The 14,561-nt window shown below is 69.9% G+C and carries 11 protein-coding genes; 2 read left to right on the plus strand and 9 right to left on the minus strand.

All coding sequences use genetic code 11. From position 1 onward, the window contains the following. The 8 genes from AB0E67_RS06480 to uvrA all read right to left on the minus strand — a co-directional run bounded on the left by AB0E67_RS06480 (nt 1) and on the right by uvrA (nt 11,757). A complete protein-coding gene (locus AB0E67_RS06480) occupies nt 1-1,212 on the minus strand; it encodes a phosphoglycerate kinase (protein WP_362021805.1) in 1,212 nt (403 codons plus the stop codon). Nucleotides 1,213-1,321: 109 nt separating this feature from the next. Beyond that, the gene (gap, locus tag AB0E67_RS06485) at nt 1,322-2,329 is read right to left on the minus strand and encodes a type I glyceraldehyde-3-phosphate dehydrogenase (protein WP_362021808.1); all 1,008 of its coding nucleotides are present in this window, start codon (nt 2,327-2,329) and stop codon (nt 1,322-1,324) included. Between the two features lie 286 nt (nt 2,330-2,615). Beyond that, the gene (whiA, locus tag AB0E67_RS06490) at nt 2,616-3,605 is read right to left on the minus strand and encodes a DNA-binding protein WhiA (RefSeq protein ID WP_073788620.1); all 990 of its coding nucleotides are present in this window, start codon (nt 3,603-3,605) and stop codon (nt 2,616-2,618) included. Further along, nucleotides 3,596-4,630, minus strand: coding sequence for a uridine diphosphate-N-acetylglucosamine-binding protein YvcK (gene yvcK, locus AB0E67_RS06495; protein ID WP_073788622.1), 1,035 nt, complete (start codon nt 4,628-4,630; stop codon nt 3,596-3,598). The genes whiA and yvcK overlap by 10 nt, the downstream gene beginning before the upstream one ends. After that, a complete protein-coding gene (rapZ, locus tag AB0E67_RS06500; protein WP_073788624.1) occupies nt 4,627-5,616 on the minus strand; it encodes an RNase adapter RapZ in 990 nt (329 codons plus the stop codon). Before rapZ ends, yvcK begins: the two co-directional genes overlap by 4 nt. Beyond that, nucleotides 5,613-7,718 (minus strand): excinuclease ABC subunit UvrC, encoded by a 2,106-nt coding sequence (uvrC, locus tag AB0E67_RS06505; protein WP_362021812.1) that lies wholly within the window; start codon nt 7,716-7,718, stop codon nt 5,613-5,615. The genes rapZ and uvrC overlap by 4 nt, the downstream gene beginning before the upstream one ends. A 189-nt stretch (nt 7,719-7,907) precedes the next feature. Beyond that, nucleotides 7,908-8,336, minus strand: a complete 429-nt coding sequence (locus AB0E67_RS06510) for a Rieske (2Fe-2S) protein (RefSeq protein ID WP_362021815.1) — start codon at nt 8,334-8,336, stop codon at nt 7,908-7,910. A 361-nt stretch (nt 8,337-8,697) separates the two neighbouring features. Then, entirely contained in the window at nt 8,698-11,757 is a 3,060-nt protein-coding gene (uvrA, locus tag AB0E67_RS06515; RefSeq protein WP_362021818.1) for an excinuclease ABC subunit UvrA, read from the minus strand. Between the two features lie 176 nt (nt 11,758-11,933). On the opposite strand from uvrA, the gene AB0E67_RS06520 reads away from it, so the two are divergent. Both AB0E67_RS06520 and AB0E67_RS06525 read left to right on the plus strand, forming a co-directional pair. Continuing rightward, the gene (locus tag AB0E67_RS06520) at nt 11,934-12,623 is read left to right on the plus strand and encodes a maleylpyruvate isomerase family mycothiol-dependent enzyme (RefSeq protein ID WP_362021821.1); all 690 of its coding nucleotides are present in this window, start codon (nt 11,934-11,936) and stop codon (nt 12,621-12,623) included. Between the two features lie 10 nt (nt 12,624-12,633). Continuing rightward, on the plus strand, nt 12,634-13,290 hold the full coding sequence (locus tag AB0E67_RS06525) for an MBL fold metallo-hydrolase (RefSeq protein WP_362021824.1): 657 nt from the start codon (nt 12,634-12,636) through the stop codon (nt 13,288-13,290). Between the two features lie 211 nt (nt 13,291-13,501). Here AB0E67_RS06525 and AB0E67_RS06530 read toward each other — a convergent pair whose 3' ends face one another. Then, a complete protein-coding gene (locus AB0E67_RS06530; RefSeq protein WP_362021827.1) occupies nt 13,502-14,506 on the minus strand; it encodes a TerC family protein in 1,005 nt (334 codons plus the stop codon). Between the last annotated feature and the right edge of the window lie 55 nt (nt 14,507-14,561).

The raw sequence follows: 14,561 nt of genomic DNA on the forward strand, positions 1-14,561 counted from the left end.
TCAGTCCTCCAGAGCGGCGAGGCCGGGAAGCGTCTTGCCCTCGAGGTATTCGAGGCTGGCGCCACCACCGGTCGAGATGTGTCCGAATGCGTTGTCGTCGAAGCCCAGGGTGCGGACGGCCGCGGCGGAGTCGCCGCCGCCCACCACGGTGAAGCCCGGGGAGTCGGCGAGGGCCTGGGCCACGGCCCTGGTGCCCTCGGCGTAGTCGGGGTGCTCGAAGACACCCATGGGGCCGTTCCAGAAGACGGTGGCCGCGTCGGCGAGCTTCGAGGCGTACAGCCGGTTGGTCTCGGGACCGTTGTCGAGGCCCATGAAACCGGCCGGGATGGCGTCCGCGGGCACCGTGCGGTGCTCGGTCGGGGCCTTGGCCCCGAGGTCGGGGAACCGCTCGGAGACGACCACGTCGACGGGGAGCACGAACTCCACGCCCTTGTCCTCGGCACGCTTCAGGTACTCCAGCACCACCGGGATCTGCTCCTCCTGGAGGAGGGAGCTGCCGACCTCGTGGCCCTTGGCCTTGAGGAAGGTGTACGCCATGCCGCCGCCGATGAGGATGCGGTCGGCGCGCTCCAGCAGGTGGTCGATCACTCCGAGCTTGTCGGAGACCTTGGAGCCGCCGAGCACGACGGCGTACGGACGCTCGACGTTCTCGGTGAGCTTCTTCAGGACGCCGACCTCGGTGGCGATCAGGTCGCCGGCGGCGTGCGGGAGGCGGGCGGGGAGGTCGAAGACCGAGGCGTGCTTGCGGTGCACCGCACCGAAACCGTCGCCCACGTACACGTCGGCGAGCTCGGCGAGCCGGTCGGCGAACTCGCCGCGCTCGGCGTCGTCCTTGGACGTCTCACCGGGGTTGAAGCGGAGGTTCTCCAGGACGGCGACCCGGCCGTCGGCGAGCCCGGCGACCGTGGCGCGCGCGGACTCGCCGACCGTGTCGGTCGCGAAGGCCACGTCGGCCCCGATGATCTCGCCGAGCCGGGCGGCGGCGGGCGCCAGGGAGAACGCCGGGTCGGGAGCGCCCTTGGGGCGGCCCAGGTGCGAGGCGACGACGACCCGCGCACCTGCCGCGGCGAGCTTCTCCACGGTCGGCGCGACGGCGCGGATGCGTCCGTCGTCGGTGATGGTGGTGCCGCTCAGCGGCACGTTGAGGTCGGCGCGGACGAATACGCGCCTGCCGGTGACCCCTTCGGCGAGGAGTTCGTCGATCGTCTTCATTCCTGCTGGACTCCTTGGAGGACGAGAGAACATGCGACGGGGCCCGAACGGCGCGCCAGTGCGCCGTTCGAGCCCCGTACTCACATCGAGGTGCCTGCCGACCGGACGGTCAGAGACGGCTGCCGACGAAGACGGTCAGGTCGACGAGGCGGTTCGAGTAACCCCACTCATTGTCGTACCAACCGATGATCTTCACCTGCGAGCCCTCCGCCATGGTCAGCAGGGAGTCGAAGGTGCAGGACGCCGGGGTCGAGACGATGTCCGAGGAAACGATCGGGTCCTCGGTGTAGAACAGCTTGCCCTTGAGCGGGCCTTCCTCGGACGCCTTCTGGAAGGCGGCGTTGACCTCGTCGCGGGTGACCTCGCGCTCCAGCGTGACCACGAGGTCGGTGACCGAGCCGTCCGGTACGGGAACCCGCATCGCGAGACCGTCGAGCTTGCCCTTGAGCTGAGGGAGCACCAGGGCGGTGGCCTTGGCGGCACCGGTGGTCGTCGGGATGATGTTCTGCGCGGCTGCACGGGCACGGCGCAGGTCCGAGTGCGGGAAGTCCAGGATGCGCTGGTCGTTGGTGTACGCGTGGACCGTCGTCATCAGGCCCTTGACGATGCCGAAGTTCTCGTCCAGGACCTTCGCCATCGGCGCGACGCAGTTGGTGGTGCAGGAAGCGTTGGAGATGACGTGGTGGTTGGCCGCGTCGTAGGTGTCCTCGTTGACACCCATCACGATCGTGATGTCCTCGTTCTTGGCCGGAGCCGAGATGAGGACCTTCTTGGCGCCGCCGGCGAGGTGCTTCTCGGCGTCCGCCTTCTTGGTGAAGATGCCGGTCGATTCGACGACGATGTCGACGCCCAGCTCGCCCCAGGGGATGAGCTCCGGGTTGCGCTCGGAGAGGACCTTGATGGTGTGGTCGCCGACGGTGATGCTGTCGGCGGTGTGGCTGACCTCGGCCTCCAGACGACCCAGGATGGTGTCGTACTTCAGAAGGTGAGCCGTGGTCGCAGTGTCACCCAGGTCGTTGACAGCCACGATCTCGATGTCCGCCCCCTGCTCCAGCAGCGCGCGGAAGTAGTTACGACCGATGCGACCGAAGCCGTTGATGCCTACGCGGATCGTCACGAAACCGATCTCCTCGTCAGGTACGCCGATTCCTAGGAATCGGCGAGTTGTATACGGATGTCCCCGACCGCCTCCGACCCTACCTCTCCGAGGGGCGGGGAGTGACATCGAACGGGTCCGGACGAAACCGCGGAGGCCCGTACTCCACGGTAGGGGTACGGGCCTCCGGAGACATGGCCGCTCATCGGGTGGGTGTCACGGAGCGTCAATACACGTACGTGTGTTGCCTGTTCCGCATTCAGCCGGTTTCTCGCCTTTCGGCTCACCTCACCAAGCGATTGTCAGGTCATCCCACGAGACCGTCGGCGAGCTCGTCACTGAGAGTGGACTCGGTACCCGGGATCCCCAGGTCCTGCGCCCTCTTGTCGGCCATCGCCAGCAGCCGGCGGATCCGGCCCGCGACCGCGTCCTTGGTGAGCGGCGGATCGGCGAGCGCGCCCAGCTCCTCCAGGGACGCCTGCTTGTGCTCCATGCGCAGCCGGCCGGCCGCGGCGAGGTGCTCGGGCACGTCCTCGCCCAGGATCTCCAGCGCGCGCCCGACCCGGGCGCCCGCGGCGACCGCGGCCCGCGCGGAGCGGCGCAGGTTGGCGTCGTCGAAGTTGGCGAGCCGGTTGGCGGTGGCGCGGACCTCGCGACGCATCCGCCGCTCCTCCCAGGCCAGCACCGAGTCGTGGGCGCCGAGCCGGGTGAGCAGGGCGCCGATCGCGTCGCCGTCGCGGACGACGACCCGGTCCACCCCCCGGACCTCGCGGGCCTTCGCCGCGATGGAGAGCCTGCGCGCCGCACCGACCAGGGCGAGCGCGGCCTCCGGACCCGGACATGTCACTTCCAGGGAGGAGGAGCGGCCGGGTTCGGTGAGCGAGCCGTGCGCCAGGAAGGCACCGCGCCAGGCGGCCTCGGCGTCGCAGGTGGCCCCCGAGACCACCTGCGGGGGCAGGCCGCGGATGGGACGGCCGCGGCCGTCCACCAGGCCCGTCTGGCGGGCCAGCTGGTCGCCGCCCGCCACCACGCGTACGACGTAGCGGGAGCCGCGCCGCAGTCCGCCGGGGGCCATCACGATCAGCTCCGAGCTGTGCCCGAAGATTTCCAGGATGTCCCGCTTCAGCCGGCGCGCCGCCATCGAGGTGTCCAGCTCCGCCTCGATCACGATCCGGCCGCTCACCAGGTGGAGCCCGCCCGCGAACCGAAGAATCGCCGAGACCTCCGCCTTCCTGCAGCAGGTCCGGGTCACCGGAAGCCGGGAGACTTCGTCCTTCACCGCCGGCGTCATCGCCATGGGCCGATCCTTCCATGCATCCGAAAAATACGGTCGTACGCGGCGGCCAACAGCTCCGGATCATGGATCGGAACGCCGTCGGGTGAGGCCACCGGCGCCAGCTCGACCGCGGCGCCGAGCCGCTTGGCGGCATCGACGAGGGACTCACGATCGGGCACGGCGGCTTCGTCGGCCAGCACCACGTCCATGGCGAGTTTAGGGGCGTGTCGTCCCAAAACCTCCAAATGACGCTGCGGGGAGAAGCCATCAGTTTCGCCGGGTTGCGGAGCGAGATTGAGCGAGAGGACCTTGCGGGCCCTGGTCTCGACCAGTGCTTCGAGCAGTTCCGGGACGAGCAGGTGCGGGATCACGGACGAGAACCAGGACCCCGGGCCGAGCACCACCCAGTCGGCGTCCAGGACCGCGGCGACGGCCTCGGGGACGGCCGGCGGGTCGTTCGGGACGACATGGACGGACTGCACCTCGCCCGGGGTCAACGCCACCGTCGCCTGGCCGCGCACCGTGTCCACGTCGTCCGGGCGGGCCGGGTCGTGTCCGCGTACGAGCGCCTGGAGCTCCAGCGGCACGGCGGACATGGGCAGCACCCTGCCGTGCGCGCCGAGGAGCCTGCCGACCAGGTCCAGGGCCTGGACGTGATCGCCGAGCTGCTCCCACAGGGCGACGATCAGCAGATTGCCGACGGCGTGCTCGTGCAGGTCGCCCTTGGACTGGAAGCGGTGCTGGATGACCCGGGCCCACGTCTGGCCCCAGTCGTCGTCGCCGCACAGGGCGGCCAGCGCCTTGCGCAGATCACCCGGCGGCAGCACGCCCAGCTCCTCACGGAGCCGGCCGCTGGAGCCGCCGTCGTCGGCGACGGTGACCACCGCCGTGAGGTCGCCGGTGATCCGGCGGAGCGCCGCCAGCGAGGCGGACAGCCCGTGGCCGCCGCCGAGGGCGACGACCTTGGGCTGCGTACCGCGTTTGCGGCCGGACAGCGCGGAGGTGGCTCTGCGCAGTCGGCGCAGGCGCTGGTTGCGGCTGGTCACTCGCGCCCCATGTCCCGGTGCACCAGAACGGTCTCGATCCCTTCGGTCGCGAGCCTGGCCGCGAGCTTCTCGGACATGGCGACCGAGCGGTGCTTGCCGCCCGTGCAGCCGACGGCGATCGTCACGTAGCGCTTGCCCTCGCGACGGTATCCGGCGGCGACGAGATGGAGCAGTTCCGTGTACTGGTTGAGGAACTCCTTGGCGCCGGGCTGGTCGAAGACGTAGGCGGAGACCTCCTCGTTGAGTCCGGTGAACGGGCGCAGCTCGGGGACCCAGTGCGGGTTGGGCAGGAAGCGGCAGTCGACCACCAGGTCGGCGTCGACCGGCAGGCCGTACTTGAAGCCGAAGGACATCACCGTGGCGCGCAGCTCCGGCTCCTCCTCACCGGCGAACTGGGCGTCCATCTTGGCGCGCAGCTCGTGCACGTTGAGGCTGGAGGTGTCGATCACCAGGTCGGCGTCGCCGCGCAGCTCGCGCAGCAGGTCGCGCTCGGCGGCGATGCCGTCGACGATCCGGCCGTCGCCCTGGAGGGGATGCGGGCGCCGGACCGACTCGAAGCGGCGGACCAGGGCGTCGTCGGAGGACTCCAGGAAAACGATCCGCCGCGTGACGTGCTTGGCCTCCAGGTCGGCGAGGGACTCGCGGAGGTTGTCGAAGAAGCGGCGGCCTCGCACGTCGACGACGACGGCGATGCGCGCCACGTTGCCCTGCGATCGGGCGCCGAGCTCGACCATGGTGGGGATCAGGGCGGGCGGCAGGTTGTCGACGACGAACCAGCCGAGGTCCTCCAGGCACTTGGCCGCGGTGCTGCGGCCTGCGCCCGACATCCCGGAGATGATCACCAACTCGGGGATGGCCCCGTCGCCGTTGTCGATCGTGGTGCCCGTACTCACGTGTCCTGCTCCGTCTGTTCGGTCGGTGCCGCCGTGCTCGACCCGGTACTCGTGACCGGTCTTGTGCTGATTCTCGTGTTCGTGCTCAGTCATGTCGTGCTGCCCCCGTCGTCCTCTTCGATGATCTCTCCGGTCGCCGTGTTCACGGCGGGCGCGGCCGGGGCCGCCGTGGCCAGGGCGACGGCCACGGACTCCGCCGTCCGGCGGCCTATGCCCGGGACCGCGCAGATCTCGTCGATTGTCGCCTGCCTCAGCTTCTTCACTGAGCCGAAATGCTTGATCAACGCCTGTTTCCGGGTCTCGCCGAGTCCGGCGACGGCGTCGAGGGGACCGGAGCGGATGCGTTTGGCCCGCTTGGTGCGCTGGTACGTGATCGCGAACCGGTGGGCCTCGTCGCGCACGCGCTGGAGGAGATAGAGCCCCTCGCTCGACCGGGGCAGGACGACGGGGTCGTCGTCGTCCGGCAGCCAGACCTCTTCGAGCCGCTTGGCGAGGCCGCACACGGCGATGTCGTCGATGCCCAGTTCGTCGAGGGCCCGTTTCGCCGCCGCGACCTGGGGCTGCCCGCCGTCGACCACGACGAGCTGGGGCGGATAGGCGAACCGCTTGGGACGGCCGTCGTCCTCACGGGGCTCGCTCCCCGGACCGGTCTCGGCGTCCGGGGCGGGACCGACGGGTCCGGACGCGGTCGGAAGTCCGTCCGGGGAAGGAGCGACGGGGTCCTTCGCGGCGAGGCCGTCCGGGAACGCGGTGGAGTCCGTCGGGTCGGTCGTCTCCCCCCACTCCCCCGTCCGCTCCTTCTCCTGGAGGTACCGCTTGAAACGGCGACCGATCACCTCGTGCATCGACCGGACGTCGTCCTGACCCTCGAAGCCCTTGATCTGGAAGCGTCGGTATTCGCTCTTGCGGGCCAGCCCGTCCTCGAAGACGACCATGGAGGCGACCACGTCGTCGCCCTGGAGGTGCGAGATGTCGTAGCACTCGATACGGAGCGGGGCGGTGTCGAGACCGAGCGCCTCGGCGATCTCCTCCAGCGCGCGGGAGCGGGTCGTCAGGTCGGAGGCACGTTTCGTCTTGTGCAGCGCCAGGGCCTGCTGGGCGTTGCGCTGGACCGTCGCCATCAGGTCCTTCTTGTCGCCGCGCTGCGGGATGCGCAGGCTCACCTGGGAGCCCCGGCGGCCGGCGAGCCACTGGGAGACCGCGTCCGGGTCCTCGGGCAGGGCCGGGACGAGGACCTCCTTGGGGACGGCGTCGCCCGTCTCCTCGCCGTACAGCTGTTGCAGGGCGTGCTCGACCAGACCCGAGGTGTCGACGTTCTCGACCTTGTCGGTGACCCAGCCGCGCTGCCCGCGCACCCGGCCGCCGCGCACGTGGAAGATCTGGACGGCGGCTTCCAGCTCGTCCTCGGCGACGGCGATCAGGTCGGCGTCGGTGGCGTCGGCGAGGACGACGGCGCTCTTCTCCATGGCCCGCTTGAGGGCTTCCACGTCGTCGCGGAGCCTGGCCGCCCGCTCGTACTCCATCTCCTCGGCCGCCGCCATCATGTCCTTCTCCAGGCGGCGGATGTACGTGCCGGTGCGACCGGCCATGAAGTCGCAGAAGTCCTCGGCCAGTTCGCGGTGTTCCTCGGGGGTGACCCGGCCGACGCAGGGGGCCGAGCACTTGCCGATGTAGCCGAGGAGGCACGGGCGGCCGGTCCTGGCCGCGTTCTTGAAGACCCCGGCGGAGCAGGTGCGCACCGGGAAGACCCGGAGCATCAGGTCGACCGTCTCGCGGATCGCCCAGGCGTGCCCGTAGGGGCCGAAGTAGCGCACGCCCTTCTTCTTGGCACCGCGCATGACCTGGACGCGCGGGAACTCCTCGTTGAGCGTGACCGCGAGGTAGGGATAGCTCTTGTCGTCGCGGTACTTGACGTTGAACCGGGGGTCGAACTCCTTGATCCAGGAGTACTCCAGCTGGAGCGCCTCGACCTCCGTGGAGACGATCGTCCATTCCACCGACGCGGCCGTGGTGACCATCGTGCGCGTACGCGGGTGGAGGGAGGCCAGGTCCTGGAAGTAGTTGGCCAGACGCTGGCGCAGGTTCTTGGCCTTGCCGACGTAGATCACCCGGCGGTGCTCGTCGCGGAATCTGTAGACCCCCGGGGAGTCGGGGATCTGTCCCGGCTTGGGTCGGTAGCTGGAGGGGTCTGCCATGTGTCCCACCCTACTTGCGGGCAGTGACAGTGCGGCCTGTCCGGACGCGCCCCTTCGCCCGGCGCGGCCCGGGACGGGTCGGCGCCGGGCGGAGCGGCGGGACCGGGCGGATCGCCGGCACGGGCGACGCGGATGGCCGGTCGCCGCCGTGGCGGGGACGCCCGGTCCCGGGGGCGGTCGTGGCGGGTCTCAGGCCTTGGGGCCGGCGACGAGCTTGCCGCCCTCGATCCTGACCGGCACCTCGGGCAGCGGCGCGGTCGCCGGTCCCTTCGTCGCCGTGCCGGTCGTCGTGTCGAAGTGGCTGCCGTGACAGGGGCAGCTGCCCACGTTGTCCTCGACCTTGTCCAGCACGCAGCCCCCGTGGGTGCACTGGGCGCTGAACGCCTTGTACTGCCCCTTCGCCGGACAGCTGACGACGACCCGCTGCTCGCGGTAGAGCTTGGACGCGCCGACCGGGATCTCCTCCGGCGCGCCGAGGCCGACGGGGGCGGTGGGCGTGGGCGGCCCGGCGTGGCCGAGCACCGATTCGGTCGAGCAGGCGGCCGCTCCCAGCCCGGCGACGCCGACGAGAGCGGCGCCCTTCAGCACGGTACGGCGGGCGGCGGGCTGGCCGGGCATGCGGTCTCCACTGGTCGGAGGGGTGGAAGGTACGGAGGTCGCCCGGCGACGGGGACACGGGAGTACCGGAGGTACACGGGCATCGGCGCCATCGGTGACGGAACCGACGATACCGGCGAGGGCCGAGCGGCCGACGCGCGGGCCACCCGAGACCGGTTCCCGCTGGTCAGGGGCACATTCGGGCCCGGATCGGTACGGCTTGCGCTGTGCCGACGGGACCGGGGACGACGCCGGGAGCGGCCCGTGGATCCGGCGACGGCGGCGGGCCCGCGACAGCGACGAGGCCGGCCCGGGAAGTCCCGCTACAGCGACGAGGCCGACAGCCCCCTTCGTCGGAGGCCGCCGGCCAGGGACGCGGTCGTCAGGACTTGCGCGCGCCGGTCGCCTTCTTCACCGCGGGCTTCTTCGCCGCGGTCGTCTTGGCCGTCCTGGCCGTGGTGGACTTGGCGGCCTGCCCCGCGCTCGTCCTGGCCGTGGCCGTCTTCCTGGCCGGGGTCGCCTTCGCGGCGACCGCCTTCTTGGCGGCGACCTTCCGCATCGGCTTGCGGGCCGCGGGAACCGCTGCCTCGCTCACCCGGTCCGGGTCCAGGATGTCCTGGAGGAACTTGCCGGTGTGGCTCGCCGGAACTCCGGCGACCTGCTCCGGTGTCCCCTCGGCGACCACCTGGCCACCGCCGTTGCCGCCCTCGGGGCCCATGTCGACGACCCAGTCCGCGGTCTTGATCACATCGAGGTTGTGCTCGATCACGATCACCGAGTTGCCCTTGTCGACCAGCCCGGACAGCACCTTGATGAGCTTGCTGATGTCCTCGAAGTGCAGGCCCGTGGTCGGCTCGTCCAGCACGTAGACGGTGCGGCCGGTGGAGCGCTTCTGCAGCTCGCTCGCCAGCTTCACCCGCTGGGCCTCACCGCCGGAGAGGGTCGGCGCGGACTGGCCGAGCCGTACGTATCCCAGGCCGACCTCGTTGAGCGTACGGAGGTGCCGGGCGATGGTCGGGACGGCCTCGAAGAACTCCAGGCCCTCCTCGATCGGCATGTCCAGCACCTCGGCGATGGACTTGCCCTTGTAGTGGACCTCCAGGGTCTCGCGGTTGTACCGCGCACCGTGGCAGACCTCGCACGGGACGTAGACGTCCGGCAGGAAGTTCATCTCGATCTTGATCGTGCCGTCGCCGGAGCAGTTCTCGCAGCGGCCGCCCTTGACGTTGAAGGAGAAGCGGCCCGGCAGGTAGCCGCGCACCTTCGCCTCCATCGTCTCCGCGAACAGCTTGCGGATGTGGTCGAAGACACCGGTGTACGTGGCCGGGTTGGACCGGGGCGTACGTCCGATGGGCGACTGGTCGACGTGCACCACCTTGTCGACCTGGTCGTCGCCGTCGACCCGGGTGTGCCGTCCCGGCACCGACTTGGCACCGTTCAGCTCGCGCGCCAGGTGGGTGTAGAGGATGTCGTTGACCAGCGTCGACTTCCCGGACCCCGAGACGCCCGTGACGGCCGTGAGCACACCGAGCGGGAAGGAGACGTCGATGTCCTGGAGGTTGTTCTCCCGGGCACCGTGCACCGTGAGGCTGCGGGACGGGTCGACGGGGCGCCGGAAGTCGGGCGTCGTGATCGCCTTCGTGCCGTTCAGATACTGGCCGGTGATCGACTCGCCGTTGCCCAGCAGTTCCTTCAGCGATCCGGAGTGGACCACCTTCCCGCCGTGCTCACCGGCGCCGGGGCCGATGTCGACGACCCAGTCGGCGACCTTGATGGTGTCCTCGTCGTGCTCGACGACGATGAGCGTGTTGCCCATGTCGCGGAGCCGGACGAGGGTCTCGATGAGGCGGTGGTTGTCCCGCTGGTGCAGGCCGATGGACGGCTCGTCCAGCACGTACAGCACACCGACCAGGCCGGAGCCGATCTGGGTGGCCAGCCGGATGCGCTGGGCCTCACCGCCGGACAGGGTGCCCGCGGCACGGTTCAGCGAGAGGTAGTCGAGACCCACGTCGACCAGGAACCGCAGCCGCTCGTTGACCTCCTTCAGCACCCGCTCGGCGATCTTCTTGTCCCGGGCGTTCAGCGTCAGCCGGCCGAGGAATTCCGCGCACTCGCTGATCGACATCGCGGAGACCTCGGCGATGGACTTCTCCATCACCGTCACCGCGAGGACGATCGGCTTGAGGCGGGTGCCCTCACAGGTCGGGCAGGGCACCTCGCGCATGTACCCCTCGAAGCGCTCCCGGCTGGAGTCGCTCTCGGCCTCGGAGTGACGCCGCTTGACGAACTGCACCGCGCCCTCGAAGGCGGGGGTGGTGTACGCGCGCTCGCGTCCGTAGCGGTTGCGGTAGCGGACCTCGGTCTGGATCTTGTGACCGTAGAGGAGTGCCTTCTTGGCACGCTGCGGCAGCCCGGCCCACGGAATGTCCGTGCGGAAGCCCAGGGCCTTGGCGAGGGCTCCGATCAGCCGGCCGAAGTACTCCTTGGTGTGGCCGTGCGACCAGGGGTGGATGGCGCCGGCGTCGAGCGACCTCTCCTCGTCGGGGACGACCAGCTCGGGGTCTACCTCCATCCGCGTGCCGATGCCCGTGCAGTCGGGGCAGGCGCCGAAGGGCGAGTTGAACGAGAAGGAGCGCGGCTCCAGCTCCTCGAAGGAGAGGTCGTCGTACGGGCAGTAGAGGTGCTCGGAGTACATCCGCTCGCGCTCGGGGTCGTCCTCGGGGAGGTCGACGAAGTCGAGCACGACCATGCCGCCGGAGAGCCCGAGCGCGGTCTCGACCGAGTCGGTCAGCCGCCGCTTGGCGCCCTCCTTCACCGTGAGGCGGTCGACGACCACCTCGATGGTGTGCTTCTCCTGCTTCTTCAGCTTGGGCGGCTCGGCGAGGTGGATCGTCTCGCCGTCGACGCGGGCCCTGCTGTAACCCTTGGTCTGGAGATCGGCGAAGAGATCGACGAACTCGCCCTTGCGCTCGCGCACCAGCGGCGAGAGCACCTGGAAGCGGCTTCCTTCGGGGAGACCCAGCACCTTGTCCACGATGGCCTGCGGCGACTGGCGCGCGATGGGCCGGCCGCACTCGGGGCAGTGCGGCTTGCCGATCCTGGCGAACAGCAGCCGGAGGTAGTCGTACACCTCGGTGATGGTGCCGACCGTCGAGCGCGGGTTGCGCGAGGTCGACTTCTGGTCGATGGAGACGGCGGGCGAGAGGCCCTCGATGAAGTCGACGTCCGGCTTGTCCATCTGGCCGAGGAACTGCCGGGCGTACGAGGAGAGGGACTCCACGTAGCGCCGCTGGCCCTCGGCGAAGATCGTGTCGAACGCGAGGGACGACTTGCCCGACCCGGAAAGCCCGGTGAAGACGATGAGCGAGTCGCGGGGAAGGTCGAGGGAGACGTTCTTGAGATTGTGCTCGCGAGCGCCACGGACGATGAGACGGTCGACCACGCCGGTCCGCACCTTTCTAGAGAGAAGTGGGGGAACTGAGCCCCTGTCCCAGGGTATGGGGGGCGCCACAGCGGTGTACGAAGCTTTTCGACTCCGAGCGTATAGCACGCACATTCGATTTACGGACGGCTGTCGCTCCCTTCACCCGAATGAGTGGGCGGGCTACGCTCGGCGCCATGACTGATCACGCGCACGACCTGCGCGCCGTACGTGAAGCGACCGATCGGCTGCTCAGCGCCACCCGGAAATTGGACGACGCCGCGCTTGCCGAGCCCTCGCACCTGCCGGGCTGGAGCCGCGGCCATGTCGTCGCGCACCTCTCTCGTAACGCCGACGCGCTCGTAAATGTTCTCCAGGGCCGCCCGATGTACGCAGACAGCGAAACCCGCGACCGGGACATCGAACGCGGCGCGCCCCGGCCGAAGGCGGAGCAGCTGACCGACCTCGCCGACAGCGCGGCCCGCTTCGCGGACGCTGCCTCGGCCCCGGCCGACTGGTCCCGCACCGTCACACTGCGCAACGGCGTGACGGACTCGGCCTCCCGGATCCCCTTCCGCCGCCGCGGCGAGGTCGAGCTGCACCATGTCGACCTGGACGTCGGCTACGAGCTGGAGGACCTGCCGGACGAGTTCGTCGCCCGGGAGATCGACTTCCTCGCCGAACGGTTCGCCGGACACTCCGAGGTCGTGGCCACGCGGATCACCGCCGACGACGGCCGTGCCTGGTCCACGGGCGGCGGCGCCGAGGGCGCCCCCGTCGTGGTCCGCGGCACCGCGCCCGAGCTGCTCGGCTGGCTCTGCGGACGCCGCGACGGATCGGCGCTGGCCGTCGACGGCGGGCTCCTCCCCGCACTGCCTCCGCTATAGGCTGGAACGCATGACGTACAGCGGAGCGGTCAAGGTCGGCGGTCGTGCTGACGTACACGAGTTGACGGATCTGATGATCTCCAAGGTCGCCGTGGGGCCGGGGAACAACAACGCCTATCTGCTGCGCTGCCGGGCCACCGACGAGCAGCTCCTCATCGACGCGGCCGACGAGGCCGGGACGCTGCTGCGGCTCATCGGTGACGACGGCATCGCCTCCGTCGTCACCACCCACCGGCACCCCGACCACTGGCAGGCGCTCGGCGAGGTCGTCGCCGCCACCGGAGCGCGTACGTTCGCCGGCAGGTACGACGCCGAGGGCATCCCGGTCCCGACCGATGTCCTGGTGGACGACAACGACACGATCCGGGTGGGCAGGGTGGAACTGACAGCCCGTCACCTCGTCGGCCACACCCCGGGGTCCATCGCGCTCGTCTACGACGACCCGCACGGCGCCCCCCACCTGTTCACCGGGGACTGCCTCTTCCCCGGCGGTGTCGGCAACACCCGCAAGGACCCCGAGGCGTTCGCGAGCCTGATCCACGACGTGGAGACCAAGCTCTTCGACCAACTGCCCGACGAGACCTGGGTCTACCCGGGCCACGGTCTCGACACCATGCTCGGCGTCGAACGCCCGCGGCTGCCCGAGTGGCACGCACGCGGCTGGTGACACCCGGCCGCTCCCGCGGCCGCTTCGCCCGTGCCGGGCCCATCGGGTCCACGCGGGACACGCACGTGATTCCGGAGCGCCCCGCCCCTCCCGCCTCCCGGCGGACACGGGCCGGGGCGCGCCCCCGTGTCCCCGTCGCAAGCGGCACGGGCACGGGGGCGCGCCCCTCACGGCTGTCGGCCGACGGCAACCGCGTCGGCCGACAGCCGCGTCAGGCGTCGATGCCGGCCTTCTCGTCCGCGGCCCCGCCCGCCTCCACGGCCGCTTCGGCCCGCTTCCGCTTCCGGCCCGCGATCAGGCTGGTGATCGTGGTGATCACCAGGACACCGCAGATGACGCCGAGCGAGACCGGTATCGAGATCTCGGGGACGTGCACCCCGGACTCGTGCAGCGCGTGCAGCACCAGCTTCACGCCGATGAAGCCGAGGATCACCGAGAGCCCGTAGCTGAGGTGGACCAGCTTCTTCAGCAGGCCGCCGATCAGGAAGTACAGCTGCCGCAGCCCCATCAGGGCGAAGGCGTTCGCCGTGAACACGATGTACGGGTCCTGGGTCAGGCCGAAGATCGCGGGGATGGAGTCCAGGGCGAACAGCACATCGGTGGTGCCGATGGCGAGCATGACGACCATCAGCGGCGTCAGGACGCGCTTGCCCTTGTCGCGTATGAAGAGCTTGGTGCCGTGATACCGGTCGGCGACCCCGAAGCGGCGCTCGATCGACTTGAGCAGGCGGTTCTCCTCGAACTCCTCCCCTTCTTCGTCGGCCCGCGCCTCTTGGACGAGCTTCCAGGCGGTGTAGATCAGGAACGCGCCGAAGATGTAGAAGACCCACGAGAAATTGGCGATGACCGCGGCACCCGCGGCGATGAAGACCGCTCGGAGCACCAGCGCGATCAGCACGCCGACGAGCAGCACGCGCTGCTGGAGATGGGAGGGGACCGAGAACTTCGCCATGATCAGGACGAAGACGAACAGGTTGTCGACGCTGAGCGACTTCTCCGTGATGAAGCCTGCGAAGAACTCGCCCGACGCCTGGCTGTCGCCGAAGACCAGCAGGCCGAGCCCGAAGAGCACGGCCAGCGTGATCCAGATGATCGTCCAGATTCCGGCTTCTTTGGTCGACACGTCATGGGGCCTGCGCCCGATGAAGAAGTCGACGGCGATGAGGGCCGACAGACCGAGAATGGTCAGCGCCCAGAGGGTCCATGAAACGTCCACTGCGCCTCCGGCAGTTCACTACGGCTACTGATTCAGCGTCGTCGCTGCCGGAGGT

The sequence above is a fragment of the Streptomyces sp. NPDC032161 genome, from assembly GCF_040636995.1.
Lineage (GTDB): Bacteria > Actinomycetota > Actinomycetes > Streptomycetales > Streptomycetaceae > Streptomyces.